Genomic DNA, 14,168 nt, shown 5'->3' with positions numbered 1-14,168 from the left:
CGGGGTCAGGGGTGGACGCGCAGCGGGTCCGCGGCCGGCAGCACCGGCACGACGGGCAGCGCCGCCGACCGGCCGGGCTCGGCCAGGGTCACGGTCGCCGTGAGGCCGGTCGCGCCCTCGAGCAGGTAGGTGCGCCCCGCGGTCACGGCGACCGAGGCGGCGGATCCGGCGGGCACGTCGAGCACGACCGGCTCGGACCCGTCGGTGGGCCGCGCGGTCACCGAGGCGGCGGCGTCCCCCGCGTTCCGGATGTGCAGCAGGGGCGCCGGACCGGCGGGCACGGAGACGAGCGCGTCGCGCGTGAGCGGCTCCGCGGACGGCAGCCAGGCGAAGTCGGTCGCCCCGCCCTCGGCCGCGCCGGACACGCTGCGCACGGCGGCCGTGACGGGCACCGAGCTCTGGACGGTGACGGAGTAGCGGCCGTCGGGGAGGTCGGCGACGGGCAGGTCGGTGGTGCGGCCGGCGTCGGCCTGCACCGTGAAGGTCGTGCCGGTGCCGTCGGTGCCCTCCTCGGGGGCGACGCTGACGCTCACGTCGGCGTCCTCGGAGCCGGGGACGAGGATCCGCACGGCCGTCTCGCGGTCGGGGTCGGTGCCGGGGTCGGATCCCGCTCCGGGCGCCGAGCCGCCGTCCTCGGCCGGGGCGCCCTCGCCCTCGCCCTCGGCGGGCGCGGCCGGGGCGGCGGGCGCGGACTGCGAGTCGATGCGGAGGCCCGTCATGGCGAGCGCGGTGGCGGGCGCGGCGGCCGGGCCGATCCAGTCGACCCCGCCCGCGAGGAGCCCGCGCACGGTGCTCTGCTCGAGGCGCGCGACGACCTGGCCGCCGCGGCTCCGGACGTGCACGGCCGGTGACGCGAGGTCCGGCGCGAGGCCCGCGAGGCTGAGCACGCGGCGGGTGCCGGCCGGCACGGTGATGCCGCTCGCCCCGGGCGCGCTCACGGCCCCCTCCTCGCCCGAGATGGCGAGGTCGACGGTCGAGGAGACGCCGGACGGGTTGTCGAGCACGACGAAGGTGGTGCGGCCCGTCGTGGTGGCGCCGCCGACCAGCCACGAGTCGGCGGTGGCCTCGGCGCACGAAGCCGCCGCGAGGCCCGCGAGGTCGGACGCGGTGGCGACCTCGGAGGAGGCGCCCGCGAGGTCGGTCGGGGCGCCGTCGACGTCGCCCGCGACGGCGAGCACCGAGGGCTCGGTCGACGCCCCGCCCTGGACGTCGGGCGCCTGGATCCGCGAGGTGCGGACGCCGGGGCCGCCGCCCGCGGAGCCGCTGGTCGCGGATCCGCTCGTCGTGGCCGCGCTGCCGGAGGCGACGGCGGCCGTGGTGGACGTCGCTTCCGCCTCGGGCGGCCGGAGGACCGAGCCGGGGCAGACGCGCTGCTGGTCGGTCGCGACGGGGGTCACGAGCACCGAGGGGGCGGTGCCCGCGTCGGAGGCGGGAGGGAGGAGGAGCGCGCCGGTCACGACGACCCCGAGCACGGCGACGCCGACGATCCCGGTGGTCACGCGCGTCGCGATGCGCACGGCGTCACGCCTGGCCATCTGTCCTCCTGCGGTCGTCGTCGTGGGTGCCGGCGTCGGCGTCGGGCCCGTCCGCGACGGGGGCGTCGCCGTCCCCGGCGCGCCGCTCCCCCGCCTGCGGGATGTCGCCGAACGCGGCCTCCTCCACGGAGCCCCCGGTGGGCTCGTCGGGGTAGGCGGGCGTGCCGCGGTCGTCGTGCTCGGGCCGCGGCTCGTCCGCGTCCGCGGGCCGCGCGTCCGGGCCGACGACGGCCTCGCGGTAGGCGGGCAGCGGGCGGCTCCGCGCGGCGAGGCCGCCGGTCGGGATCGCGAGCAGCAGCGTGAGCGCGAAGACGAGCGCCTGCGCCGCGAGCACGCCGACGCGGCCCGGGTCGTCCAGGTTCCCGGGCCCCGCCACCTGCGCCTGGAGGTCCTCGCTGCCCACGAAGCGCCAGAGCAGCCCGGCCTCGGTCTGGCCGACGGCCGTGAAGACCGGGTCGTCGTCGAGGGCGGACCGGGCGCGGTCGTGCAGGGCAGCGTCGGCGGCACCGGCGGGAGGCGCCAGGAGGACGTAGCTGACGCCGAGGCCCCGGAGGTCGTCGGTGGCGTCGAGGCCGGAGCGGGAGGAGATGTTGCCGGCGAGCTCGGCGACCCGCGTCTGCGTGTCGGTGAGCGGTCCGATGGCGGTGTCGACCGTGGAGACCCGCTCCAGCGTGCGGCCCGCGCCCCGCTCGACGTCGGCGGCGAGCGACCCGTCGTCCCCCGCGCGGAGCACGAGCGTGCCGACCGCGGGATCCGTGGCCGCCTCCGCGACGACGAGGCCGGGCAGGGCGCTCTCCTCGGCGGCGCGCACGGCCGTGGATCCGGCGACGGACGCCGAGACGAGCGGGAGCGCGAGGACCACGAGGGCGGTCGCGGCCACGAGGCCGGGCGCCACCGAGCGGCGGCCGAGCGTCGCGAAGCCCAGCACGAGGGCCCCCGCGAGCCCGAGCCAGAGCAGGCTGAGGCCGGATCCGGGCCACACGGCCACCACGTCGGCCCCCGTCGACTGCACGGCGGTGCGGGCGGCCAGCACGGCGGTCGCGAAGCCGAGCACCGTCACGCCGAGCGCGAGCGCGGCGCGGTGCGACCCCCGCAGGAAGAGCGCGACCACGGCGCCGAGCACGAGCGGCGCGACCAGCACGGCGACGACGACCAGCGGCACCCACCCGGGCAGCCCCAGCCCGAGGCCGTCGACGACGGCGGTCCAGCCGCCGAGGCCCGAGGTCGGGAAGCCGAGCGCGAGGCCCGGCACGGCGGCGGGGGTGAAGCCCGCGGGGACGGCGGGGTCGGCGAGCAGGGAGAGCGGCTGGCCCTGCATGACGCGGTACGCGATGAGCGGCGCGACCAGCGCGAGGAGCGGCACGGGGATCGTCACGAGCCGTCCCGCGCGGCGGCCGGCCCGGATCGTGGCGACGAGCCAGAGCACGAGGACGGCGGGCACCAGCGAGGGGGCCGATGCCCCGACGGCGGCCATGAGGATCCCCGCGACGGCGGAGGCCGACCACGAGCGCGGGGCCCGCAGCACCGCCAGCGCGAGCCACGGCAGGAGCAGGTGCGCGAGGACGGCAGGCAGGCGCCCGTCGCCGAGGGCCACGAGGAAGGTGGGAGCGAGGGTCCACGCGAGCGCGGCGAGCCCGCGGAGCCAGGCGTTCCGGGTCAGCTGGGCGGCGCACAGCCACGCGGCGAGGGCGGCGAGGGGCAGGGCGGCGACGAAGAGGGCGAGGACCGCCAGCGACGGATCCCACGCGGTGACGCTGCCCAGCACGGCCAGCACGTACGCGAACGGGTCGGAGGGCGCGACGGGACCGGCGCCGTCCCCGCGCACCCCGATGCCGACCTGCGCCCACAGCGCGCCCGCGCCCGGCCCGAGCGGCAGGAGCTGCCCGCCCGTGAGCGCGGATCCGGTGAGGCGCGGCAGCCACATGACCGCGGACACGAGGAGCGCCGCGAGCACGGTCCAGCCGCCGCCCGTGGCGAGGAACTCGACGCCGTCGGAGACGCCCATGTGCTCGACGCGGTACTGCTCGCGGGCGAGCGAGCGCCGCCGGCGGCCGACCGCGAGCGGCTGGCGGAGCGACGCGATGCTCGACCACGGCGCCGTGCGCGCGGCGGCCAGACGGCGGCGGCTCGCGCGGATCCGGCCGGGCGCGACGGCGACGCGGACGGCCGCGCCGATCTCGCCGGGTGCGGCGGTGGGCCGCTTGCGGAGCAGCTGCAGCAGGGCGCGCAGGATCGCGAGCGGGACGAGCGAGAGCCAGTGGAACGGGACGGCGGCCGGGGGCGCGTAGGCGAGCCGGCGGTGGAGCTGGGCCTGGCGGCGCAGGCGGCGGCGCCGGTGCCGCGGGGTGCGGCGGCCGAGGAACGCCGTGCCGGGCGCGGCGTCCCCCGCGGAGGCGACGCGCGCGGCCGGGACGACGACGACGCGGTGGCCGGCGAGGCGGGCGCGGACGCAGAGGTCGAGGGCGTCGTCGATGACGGGCAGCGCGTCGTCGAAGCCGCCGAGCTCGTCCCAGAGGCGATGGCGCACGAGCATGCCGCCCGCGGCCACGCCGAGCACGTCGCTCATCTCGTCGTACTGCGCCTGGTCGAGCTCGACGTCGACGACGGGGACGGCCGCACCGAGCGTGGTCAGCGTGCTCCCGAGCTCGTGGATGTAGCCGGGGTGCTCCCACTCCATGAGCTTCGGACCGGCGACCGCGACGCTGGGCGACGCCTCGATCGCGGCGAGCAGGCGCTCGAGGGCGTCGGGCGCGGGGGCGTTGTCGGCCGAGAGCAGCCAGAGGAGCTCGTGGTCGCCCTCCGGCGCGGGGATGACGCGCACGGCCTGGTCGACGGCCTGCCCGAAGGTCATCCGCGCGGGCGCCTGGACCATGCGGGTCGGCTCGGACGCGGCGAGGAGGGCGGCGGATCCGTCGCGGGATCCGAGGTCGACCGCGACCACCTGGTCGGGTCGCCGGGTCTGCGCGGCGAGGGCCTGGAGGGTCCGGTCGAGGAACTGCGCGCCCTCGTGGGCGACGAGGATCGCGGTTACTCGTGGCTGCATGACAGGGGAGACCCTACGTGGTGCGTGATGGGGATCCGCCGTAGCCGGGCGGCGCGCCGGAAGGCCCGCGCCTCGGCCGGCGCGGCGCGCGGGTCAGACCGCGCGCTTGCGGAGCTTGCGGCGCTCGCGCTCGGAGAGGCCGCCCCAGATGCCGAAGCGCTCGTCGTTCTCCAGCGCGTACTCGAGGCACTCGCTGCGCACCTCGCACGAGGCGCAGATCTTCTTCGCGTCGCGGGTGGATCCGCCCTTCTCGGGGAAGAACGCCTCGGGGTCGGTCTGCGCGCAGAGCGAGTCGGCCTGCCAGGCGAGCGGGTTGCCGTCGTCGACGCTGCGGACGCCCGGGACCCCGAGTCGGACGGGGTCGACGAACCAGTCGTCGGGGACTCCGGAGTGGTACTCAGGTAGTGCCATGTCACGATCTCCCCACGCGGCAAGGGGCACCCGGCCGGCCCCAGCTCATCGTCATAATTACACCGGTGTAACTCCGTCGAGTCAAGCCGCAGAGGGTAAACCCTCAGCCGCTCCTCGAGGGTTGCGACGCGCCGCCGCTCGCCCGCGGCGCTAGGCGCGGCTGCCGGCCTGGCGGGCCTCCCACGCGCTCCGGACCATGTCGTCCAGCGTGTGCCGCATGGCCCAGTCGATGTCCCGCGCGGCGAGCTCGCCGGACGCGACGATGCGGGCCGGGTCGCCGGGGCGACGGTCGCGCACCTCCGGCTCGAACGCGATGCCCGTGGCGGACGCGATGGCCGTCATGATCTCGCGGACGCTGACCCCCGCGCCGCTGCCGAGGCAGTAGACCGGCTCGACGGGCTCGCCCGCGTCGAGGCGCCGCGCGGCCGCGACGTGGGACGCGGCCAGGTCGACGACGTGGATGTAGTCGCGCACGCACGTGCCGTCCGGCGTCGGGTAGTCGCCGCCGTTGATCCGCGGCGTGCGGCCGTCGAGCAGCGCGTCGAAGACCAGCGGGAAGAGGTTGTGGGGGCTCGTGTCGAAGTACCCCTCCTCGCCGGATCCCACGACGTTGAAGTAGCGGAGCGAGGCGTGGCGCAGTCCCGTCGCGATGCCCTGGTCGCGGAGCAGCCACTCGCCGATGAGCTTGGACTCGCCGTAGGGGGACTCGGGCGCGCGCGGCGTCCGCTCGTCCACGAGGTCGACGTCCGGGGTGCCGTAGACGGCGGCGGACGACGAGAACACGATCCTGTCGACGCCGGCCCGCTCCATCTCCTCGAGGAGCACGGCCGTGGCGGTCACGTTCTGCTCGTAGGTGTGGAGGGGGCGCTGCACGGAGACGCCGGCGTACTTGTAGCCGGCCACGTGGACGACGCCCGTGATGTCGCCCGACCCGAGGACGCGGGCCAGCAGCTCGCGGTCGAGGACGGATCCGCGGTGGAACGGCACGCCCTCGGGGACGAACGCCTCGTGGCCGCTCGAGAGGTCGTCGAGGACGACCGTGTCGATGCCCGCCCGCGCGAACGCGGAGACGATGTGCGAACCGATGTACCCGGCGCCGCCGGTGACCAACCATGTCATGCGGCCACCCTATCGACGGCGCGGAGGGTGCCGATCACGCGGCGGCGGCGTCCCGGTCGTCCCCGTCGGAGTCGCCGGAGTCGGGCGCCGGCGTGGTCGCGAGGAACGCCTCGCCCTCCCCCGTGACGACGAGCCGGCCCTCGTCGGGCGTGACGAACACGGCGTCGCCGCGGCCGACGACGACCGACGAGACCTCGCCGCGGAGCGTCACCTCGCCCGAGGTGCACAGCACGATCGCCGGCCCGTCGACCGTCACGACGCTCGCGCCCGCGTCGCCGTCCACCGCGTCGCGCGTGGCCGGGGCGATCCGCGCGAGCAGGAAGTCCGGCACGTCCGGGCGGTAGAGCTCGACGCCCGGCGCGGCGTGCTCGGGCTCGAGGTACGGCACGGGCAGCGCCTGGAACTCGAGCACGTCGAGGAGCTCGGGCACGTCCACGTGCTTCGGCGTGAGGCCGCCGCGCAGCACGTTGTCGGACGCGGCCATCAGCTCGATCCCGAGGCCGTGCAGGTACGCGTGGATGTTGCCCGCGGGCAGGTAGAGCGCCTCGCCGCGGCGCAGCGTCACGCGGTTGAGCAGCAGCGAGGTGACGATGCCGGGGTCGCCCGGGTACGCGTCGGCGAGCTCCCGCACCGTGCGCATCTCGGTCGAGAACTCGCGGCACTGCCGGTCGGAGGCGAGGCTCGCGAGCAGGGTCACGCGGTCGACGAGGCGGCGCACCTCGGATCCGCCGCCCATGAGGAAGGCGAAGACGTCCCGCAGGACGTCCGCCTCGGAGCCCGTGAGGCGCGTGAGGACGGACCGGATCACGGCCGGGTCGGAGTCGGGCCCGGACGCGTCGAGGGTGAGCAGCAGCGTGAAGACCTGCCGCACCTCCGCGAGCGGGCGGAAGCCGCAGAGCGCGTGGAACTCGTCGCTCAGCGCGTAGACCAGCTCGGGCTTGTGCAGCGGGTCCTTGTAGTTGCGATGCGGGGCGTCGATCGGGATCCCGCGGTCCTCCTCGTCGCGGAAGCCGAGGCGCGCGCGATGCAGGTCGGGGTGCGCCTGCAGCGACAGCGGGCCGCCCGCCGCGAGCACCTTGAGGAGGAACGGGAGGCCGGGGCCGTCGCCCGGGCGGAGGCCGTCCGCGAGCGGGCCGAGCGTGGTCGCCGGGTCCTGCTGGATCCACTCGGCCAGCGTCCGCGCGCCGCCGACCGTCGCCGGGTCGACCACGCGGGTCGGCGACCCGCCGTGCGCGCCGAACCACAGCTCGGCCTCCGGCCCTCCCGACGGCTCCCGGCCGAGCAGCTCGGCGATGGCGGTCGTCGACCCCCAGGCGTAGTCGCGGGGGGTGTTGGCGAGGGCAGTGAACACGGGCGATCCTGTCGGGCTTGGCGGCTACCTACAACGCCCGGGGGCGCGCGTCCTGTCCGGACGCGACCAAAGTACCAACCGATGGCGGGGCCGCCCGGACGCCGACCTAGGCTCGCCCGCAGGCGTCCGTCCCCGAGGGCGCCGACGAACCGCAATGGAGCATCGTGTCCCTCACCCCCCTCATCGGCGACTTCTACGGCTACGAGTCACGGCTCGGCGACAGGGAGAAGGAGTCCCTCGCCGACCTGCGCGCCTACCTCGAGCAGGAGGTGCGCCCCCACGTGAACGGCTGGTGGGCGCGCGCCGAGTTCCCCCGCCACGTGGTCGGCGGCCTCGCCGAGCGCGGCTTCTTCGGCATGCCGTTCCCGGAGACCCGCCGGTTCGAGAACTCGGCCGTCTTCCGCGGGTGGGCCGCCCTGGAGCTCGGGCGCGTCGACGCGAGCATCGCGACGCTCGTCGGGATGCAGAGCGGCCTGGTGATGGGCAGCGTCGCGGTCGCCGGATCCCCCGAGCAGCGCGCCGAGTGGCTGCCGCGCTTCGCGTCCGGCGAGATCCTCGGGTCGTTCGGCCTCACGGAGCCGCTGTCCGGATCCGACTCCGCCCGCGGCCTCCGCACGGTCGCGACCCGCCGCGGCGACGAGTGGAGCATCACGGGCGCCAAGCGCTGGATCGGCAACGGCACCGTCAGCGACGTCACGGTCATCTGGGCCAAGGACGCGGACGACGGCCAGGTCAAGGGCTTCCTCGTCCCCAACGACTCCCCCGGCTTCCGCGCCACCCGGATCGAGGACAAGCAGGCGCTGCGCATCGTGCAGAACGCCGACATCGAGCTCGACGGCGTGATCGTGCCCGAGCGGAACCGCCTCCAGAACTCGCGCTCCTTCGCGGACACGGCCGCCGTGCTCCGCCTCACGCGCGCCGAGGTCGCCTGGGCGGCCATCGGGATCTCGATCGGCGCGTACGAGGCCGCCGTCGCGTACACGGGCGAGCGCCAGCAGTTCGGCAAGGCGCTCGGCGCGCACCAGCTGATCCAGGACCTCCTCGTCCGCAGCCTCGGCAACATCACCGCGTCCATCGGCCTCGTCACGCGCGCGTCCGAGATGGTGGACGAGGGCACGCAGTCGGACGAGCACTCGGCGCTCGCCAAGGCGTACGCCACGAGCCGCATGCGCGAGACCGTGTCCTGGTGCCGGGAGGCCTTCGGCGGCAACGGCATCGTGCTCGACTACGACGTCGCCCGCTTCTTCGCCGACGCGGAGGCCATCTACTCCTACGAGGGCACCCGGGAGATGAACACGCTCATCGTGGGCCGCGCGATCACGGGCCACGCGGCGTTCGTCTGACGGACAGCCCGGGGCGCGGAGCCCCCGCCGCGGGGGGCCGGCGCAGCCTCCGTCACCCAGGCGGCGGGACCGGGCGCCCGGGCCGGATACCCTGATGGGCATGCCCACCCCCAGCCGCCGAGCCCTCCGGAGCTTCGCGACCTTCGTCCTCGTCACCACCTTCGCCGGTGACATGTGGCGGGACAGCCTCAGCTGGTGGGGGTTCGGGGCCATCGCCCTCGCGGTGCTGGTGACCTGCATCGTGCTCCTCGTGCGCGCCCGCCCGCTCCCGCGGGTCCGGGTGCTGCCCCTCCCGCTCCTCGCGTTCACCGCCGTCTGCGTGATCTCGATCGCATGGTCGCAGTACCGGTTCGAGTCGATGCTGGGCGTGCTGATCCAGCTGTCCACGTCGGTCGCGGCGCTCACGCTCCTCGTGCTGCTGTCATGGGCGGAGATCGTGCAGGGCCTCGGCCGGGCGTTCCGCATCATCCTCGGGCTCTCGCTCGCCTTCGAGCTGGTCGTCGCCGTCGTGGTGCGCCAGCCCGTCATGCCCTTCTTCACCGACTACGGCCCGAACGCGCCGGCCGCCTTCGCGTGGACCCGCGGCGAGCTGCTGAGCGGCGGGCGGATCCAGGGCGTCGTCGGCAACGCCAACCTCCTCGCGATGGTCGCGCTGCTCGGCCTCGTCGTCTTCTCGCTGCAGCTCGCCGCGCGCACGGTCCAGCGGCGCGACGCCGCCGTCTGGATCGCCGTCGCCCTGCTCACGCTGACACTCACCGGCAGCTCCACCGTCCTCGTCGCGCTGATCATGACCGGCGTCGTCGCCGCGCTCGCCCTCATCGCCCGCCGGGTCGGCATCCGCGGCCGCCTCGCGCTCGCGGGCGGCGTCGTCGTGGCGGCCGTCGTCGGCGCGGGCGTCATGGTCACCCGCACCGCCGAGGTGTTCGAGCTGCTCGGCCGCTCGCCCGACCTCACCGGCCGGTTCCAGATCTGGGAGTCCGTCCTCGGGCTCGCGCAGCAGCACCCCATGGTCGGCTGGGGCTGGATCGGCTACTGGGCGCCCTGGGTGCACCCCTTCCAGGGACTCGCCGTCCGCAGCGGCGTCACGTACCTGCAGGCGCACGACGCCTACCTCGACGTCCTGCTCCAGGTCGGCGCCGTCGGGCTCCTCGTCTTCGCCTGCCTCATCGTCACCACCTACGTCCGCTCCTGGTGGGCCGCCATCGACCGGCCGCAGCACCGCCGCGACCTGGTCGAGCCGTACTCGACGCTCGCGCTGGCGCCGCTGCTCCTCATGACGGCGCTCGTCGTGCAGAGCCTCGCGGAGAGCCGCCTGCTCTACGAGGGCAACTGGCTGCTGCTCGTGGTGATCGCGGTCGCCACCCGCTCCGGGATGGTGGCGCGCGAGGACGTGCCGGGCGCGGACCCGCGCCGCCCCGCCGTGGCCGCGCCCGCCGTGGCCGCTCCCGCCGCCGCCGCTCCCGTCGCCGCGTCCACCACGGCCCCGTCAGCTCCCCCCGCCCGCGGCACGACGCCCGCGCCCGCCGCGTCGTCCGTCCCCGACCCCGGCGTCGCCTGATCCGCGCGGCCGCCCGGTGATCCGCCGACCGCCCGTGACCGCCGCCGCATGACGCTGCCCTCCCGCCTGCCGCTCCCCGAGCGCCTGCCCGACCTCCTCGGCTCGGCGCGCTTCTCGGCCGCGCTCACGCAGTGCATCCTCGGCACCGCGGTCCTGTCGCACGCCCTCCGGTCGACCATGGGCTGGGCCGGGCTCGTCGCCGTGGTGGTGGCGCTCGTGGCCATGGCCGCGGCATCCCTCGCGGCCAAGCGCGGCGACTGGGAGTGGCGCGGCCTCCTGCCCATCTCCCTCCTCGTCCTCGTGGCCTGGTGCGCGGCGACGCTGCTCTGGACGGCGTACCAGCCGGACGCGATCGGCGGGGTGCTCTACCTCGTGGCGTCCGCGTTCCTCGCGGTGTACGTGGGCGTCGTGCGCGACCTCATCCAGATCGTGCGGGCGACCGGCGACGTGCTGCGGCTGGTGCTCGTCGCCTCCCTCGCGCTGGAGGTGCTGGCGGGGCTCCTCATCGACGGCCCCATCCCGTTCCTCGGGATCCGCGGCGCCCTCGACCGCCTCGGCCCCATCCAGGGCCTGCTCGGCGAGCGCAACGCCCTCGGGATCCTCGCGCTCGTCGCCGCCGTGACCTTCGCCGTCGAGCTCCTCACCCGCTCCGTCTCCCGAGGGCGCGGGATCTTCTCGCTGACCACCGCGCTGCTGGTCGCGTCGCTCACCCGCTCGTCGGTGATCCTCGGCACGTTCCTCGTCCTCGGCCTCGCCGCCCTCGCGATCCTCGCCCTCCGCCACCTCGCCCGCCAGGCCCGGCCGCTCGCCAACAGCGCGGCCCTCGTGCTCGCCGCGGTCGTGGCCGTGCTCGTCGTGGCCTTCCGCTCCCCCGTTCTCCAGGTCCTCCAGGCGCGCCCCGACTACCTCCAGCGCGTGGACCTGTGGCGCGAGATGCTGCGCCTCATCGACCTCAACACCATCGAGGGCTGGGGCTTCGTCGGCTTCTGGCGCCGCGACGCCTACCCGTACACCGCGCTCGACCTCGTGAGCCGCGGCGCGCAGGAGACGGGCCGCAACGCCTACCTCGACCTCTACCTGCAGGCCGGGCTCGTGGGGCTCGTGCTGTTCGCCGCGTTCTGCGCCCTGGCGCTCGGGCGCTCCTGGGTCCTCGCGACCACCAAGCGCGGCGTCGGCTACGTCTGGCCCGCGCTCGTGGTCGTCGTGCTCGTGGTCGCGTCACTGGCCGAGAGCGTCACCCTCATGGAGTGGGGCTGGGTCCTGCTCGTGATCTGCGCCGTCAAGGCCGCGCAGGGCCGCAGCTGGCGGCACGGTCTGCCGGAGCAGCACCGGCCGGGCTGATCCCCGGCGGGCCCGTCGGGGAGGTCGGGATCAGCGCACGGCCTCGTCGCGCGGCCGGCGGAACGAGAAGAACTTGTGGCCCGTGTACGTGGCCACGGTGATCACGATGGTCACGAGCACCTGCGCCACGATCGGCTCGAGCGGGGTCGTCTCCACCACCAGCGGCAGCAGCAGCATGTTGGCGAACAGCGGCATGAGGTTGACGAGCGTGTAGCGGGAGAAGTCCGGGATCAGGTTGCCGCTGACCTTGAACACGAGCTTCCGGTGCAGCGTGAACGCGACGGGCAGCTGCACCGCCCAGGCGATCACGAGCACGATCGGGTACGGGATCGCGTGCCCCCACAGCAGGAAGAACAGGGCGAACCACGCCGTGCCGAGCACCGTGTTGAAGCCGCCGACCAGGAGGAACGCCACGCGCTCGTCCTTGATCAGCCGGAGGAGGATGCCGGGAGCCGGGGCCTCCTCGCGGGGTGCGTCGACGTCGTGCGCGTGCTGGTCCATGTGCTCTCCTCGCCGCACCGGGCGCTCGGGGGCCCGGCCGGCGGGCCGCGCCGTGGTCGTCCGGTGCGGCCCCACTGTATCCGCTGCCGCCTTCGAGCCCGTCCGGGCACGGAGGCGGCAGCGTCGGCTCAGTACGCGGCGCCCACCGGGATCCGCGCGAGCGCGGGTGCCCCGAGGGTCGTGATGGTCGGCGAGGACGTCCCTGCCACCGCGACCAGGCGGTCCCATGTGGAGAAGGGACGGGCCTGCCCACCCTGCAGCAGGTAGACGGTGCCCGCCGTCGGGCTCTTCACGAAGACGGATCCGGCCACGATGCCCGCGGCCCGGTCGAGGGTCCGGCACGTGGCGGAGGTGAGGTCGGTCACCGGCAGGCCGGTGGATCCGGGCGTCCCGAGTGCCACGAGCCGCCCCTGCGAGGCGAGCGACGAGACGCCGTCGCAGCGCACCAGGAGGGAGAGGTCGCCCGTGGCGCGGGCGTACCCGTCCACGGTGGCCGGGGTGACCGTGGCGAAGGCCTCGCCCATGCCGAGCTCGCGGGTGACGGCGAAGTCCGGGACGCGGACCTTGCGGTCCAGCCCGTCGACGACGTACACGTCCGCGCTGTTCGACGCCTTCGCGAGCGTCCCCGGCTCGAGGGCGACGTGCCCCGTCGGGTACCGGCTCGCCACCTCGGGGCGCATCGTGGCGACGAAGGGCGACCGGCCGGCGTTCAGCCCGAGCACGGCGGACCAGGTGCTGACGGGGTTCTTGACCCCGCCGGCGAGGATGTACGTGACCGGGCTGCCCGGCAGGACGAAGAACGCGCTCATCTCGCCGGCCTCGGGCAGCGACGACAGCTGCCCCGCATCGAGGTTCACCGCGTCGCCGCAGCCGTAGCCGTAGGAGGCGACGAGGTCACAGGACGGGAAGCGGTGGCGGCGATCCGCCTGGACCAGCCCCACGGAGCCCGACGCCGGGTCGCGCACGAGCGCGGACGCGTCGATGCCCGTGTCCAGGGCGTCGAGGTAGGAGCGCGGGACCGTGCTGATCCCGCCGAGGGCGGAGAGGGAGCGGTACACGTCGAAGTCCGGGACCCGGTGCTTCTGGCCGCCGCTGACGAGGAAGACCGTGTCGTCGGCGGCCGTCTTCACGAACGAGGAGACCGGGCCGTCGTCCGTGCTGCCGAACCAGTCGGTGTAGAGGCGCCAGAAGTTGCGGTTGCCGTACGAGGAGCACGAGTCCCCGGTGCCGTAGAGGTTGCGCAGCGCCGCGGCGTTGGGCTGGTACGGCGTGTAGATGTAGAGGCCCGCCGTGGCCTGGTTGCGGATGGTGACCTGCGAGGACCCGCAGTCGGCGTTCGGGTGCCAGAGGATCCGGTTGCTGCGGCCCGCCTGGTAGTTCCAGCGCGTGGGCGTCGACTGGTACACCTTGAACTGGTGTGCCGCGTTGTACACCTGGTTGAAGAAGCCGTAGTACAGGGAGTCGCATGCCGCCGTGTCCGGGCAGCCGTAGCCCGTGGCGCTGCGGAACTGCCGCGCGGTCGGGGTGCTGTCGGTGACGAGGCCCTGCTCCTTCTCGAGGAGCACGAGCAGGGCGGACTGGCTCACGCCGCACGCCCGGCCCACCCAGTAGACGATGTCGGCACCGGTGAGGCGCGACGCCTGCAGGCTGGAGCAGCGACTGTCGGCGGCGCGCGCGGGCGTGCTCTCGACGTAGTCCTTGAGGCACACGTAGCCGGACGCGCAGCTCGGGACGCGAGCCCGGAGGAAGGTCTGGATGTCGCCCTGCGACATGGCGTCGCCGTCGTAGAACTTGGCGTCGCTGATGATCATGCCGGGGTCGAAGTCACCGCCCGACGCCGCCTGTGCCGGATCCGCGGACCCGCCGATCGTGCCCGTGCCCACGAGCCCGACCCCGAGGGCGACAGCCCACACAGCCAGGCAGGCGATCAGCCGCGAGCGCCGGCGCGCACGCCGGACGTTGTCCA

Annotated in this window: 10 protein-coding genes; 3 read left to right on the top strand and 7 right to left on the bottom strand. The window is 75.1% G+C overall.

The window, feature by feature from the left end; translation table 11 throughout:
* Positions 1 to 5 precede the first annotated feature (5 nt).
* The 5 genes from AES38_RS04705 to manA all read right to left on the bottom strand — a co-directional run bounded on the left by AES38_RS04705 (position 6) and on the right by manA (position 7,459).
* Positions 6 to 1,535, bottom strand: a complete 1,530-nt coding sequence (locus tag AES38_RS04705; protein WP_053774003.1) for a DUF5719 family protein — start codon at positions 1,533 to 1,535, stop codon at positions 6 to 8.
* Positions 1,522 to 4,578 (bottom strand): glycosyltransferase family 2 protein, encoded by a 3,057-nt coding sequence (locus AES38_RS04700; RefSeq protein ID WP_053774002.1) that lies wholly within the window; start codon positions 4,576 to 4,578, stop codon positions 1,522 to 1,524. Before AES38_RS04700 ends, AES38_RS04705 begins: the two co-directional genes overlap by 14 nt.
* A 93-nt stretch (positions 4,579 to 4,671) precedes the next feature.
* Positions 4,672 to 4,989, bottom strand: a complete 318-nt coding sequence (locus AES38_RS04695) for a WhiB family transcriptional regulator (protein ID WP_053774001.1) — start codon at positions 4,987 to 4,989, stop codon at positions 4,672 to 4,674.
* A 150-nt stretch (positions 4,990 to 5,139) separates the two neighbouring features.
* Entirely contained in the window at positions 5,140 to 6,108 is a 969-nt protein-coding gene (gene galE, locus AES38_RS04690; protein ID WP_053774000.1) for a UDP-glucose 4-epimerase GalE, read from the bottom strand.
* Between the two features lie 34 nt (positions 6,109 to 6,142).
* The gene (gene manA / locus AES38_RS04685) at positions 6,143 to 7,459 is read right to left on the bottom strand and encodes a mannose-6-phosphate isomerase, class I (RefSeq protein WP_053773999.1); all 1,317 of its coding nucleotides are present in this window, start codon (positions 7,457 to 7,459) and stop codon (positions 6,143 to 6,145) included.
* Positions 7,460 to 7,623: 164 nt separating this feature from the next.
* Between manA and AES38_RS04680 the strand changes: the two genes are divergently transcribed.
* From AES38_RS04680 to AES38_RS04670, 3 genes are all read left to right on the top strand, one after another.
* Positions 7,624 to 8,802 (top strand): acyl-CoA dehydrogenase family protein, encoded by a 1,179-nt coding sequence (locus tag AES38_RS04680; protein ID WP_053773998.1) that lies wholly within the window; start codon positions 7,624 to 7,626, stop codon positions 8,800 to 8,802.
* 100 nt (positions 8,803 to 8,902) lie between these two features.
* Positions 8,903 to 10,360: an O-antigen ligase family protein gene (locus tag AES38_RS04675; RefSeq protein WP_244629235.1), complete on the top strand. Its 1,458-nt coding sequence runs from the start codon at positions 8,903 to 8,905 to the stop codon at positions 10,358 to 10,360.
* Positions 10,361 to 10,408: 48 nt separating this feature from the next.
* Positions 10,409 to 11,701 carry an O-antigen ligase family protein gene (locus tag AES38_RS04670; RefSeq protein WP_053773996.1) on the top strand — a complete coding sequence of 431 codons (1,293 nt, stop codon included), beginning with the start codon at positions 10,409 to 10,411 and terminating at the stop codon, positions 11,699 to 11,701.
* Between the two features lie 30 nt (positions 11,702 to 11,731).
* On the opposite strand, the gene AES38_RS04665 is transcribed toward AES38_RS04670, so the two are convergent.
* Positions 11,732 to 12,202: a GtrA family protein gene (locus AES38_RS04665; protein ID WP_053773995.1), complete on the bottom strand. Its 471-nt coding sequence runs from the start codon at positions 12,200 to 12,202 to the stop codon at positions 11,732 to 11,734.
* A 128-nt stretch (positions 12,203 to 12,330) separates the two neighbouring features.
* Positions 12,331 to 14,115, bottom strand: coding sequence for a hypothetical protein (locus tag AES38_RS04660; protein ID WP_244629234.1), 1,785 nt, complete (start codon positions 14,113 to 14,115; stop codon positions 12,331 to 12,333).
* Positions 14,116 to 14,168: the final 53 nt, after the last annotated feature.

Source organism: Clavibacter capsici (genome assembly GCF_001280205.1).
Lineage (GTDB): Bacteria > Actinomycetota > Actinomycetes > Actinomycetales > Microbacteriaceae > Clavibacter > Clavibacter capsici.
Note: the sequence above shows the minus strand (reverse complement) of the source record. Positions and strands in the feature narration are given on the sequence as shown.

Coding starts and splice junctions, on each gene's coding strand:
- AES38_RS04705 (WP_053774003.1), bottom strand. CDS start 1,535: ATGGCCAGGCGTGACGCCGTGCGCATCGCGACGCGCGTGACCACCGGG.
- AES38_RS04700 (WP_053774002.1), bottom strand. CDS start 4,578: ATGCAGCCACGAGTAACCGCGATCCTCGTCGCCCACGAGGGCGCGCAG.
- AES38_RS04695 (WP_053774001.1), bottom strand. CDS start 4,989: ATGGCACTACCTGAGTACCACTCCGGAGTCCCCGACGACTGGTTCGTC.
- galE (WP_053774000.1), bottom strand. CDS start 6,108: ATGACATGGTTGGTCACCGGCGGCGCCGGGTACATCGGTTCGCACATC.
- AES38_RS04675 (WP_244629235.1), top strand. CDS start 8,903: ATGCCCACCCCCAGCCGCCGAGCCCTCCGGAGCTTCGCGACCTTCGTC.
- AES38_RS04670 (WP_053773996.1), top strand. CDS start 10,409: ATGACGCTGCCCTCCCGCCTGCCGCTCCCCGAGCGCCTGCCCGACCTC.
- AES38_RS04665 (WP_053773995.1), bottom strand. CDS start 12,202: ATGGACCAGCACGCGCACGACGTCGACGCACCCCGCGAGGAGGCCCCG.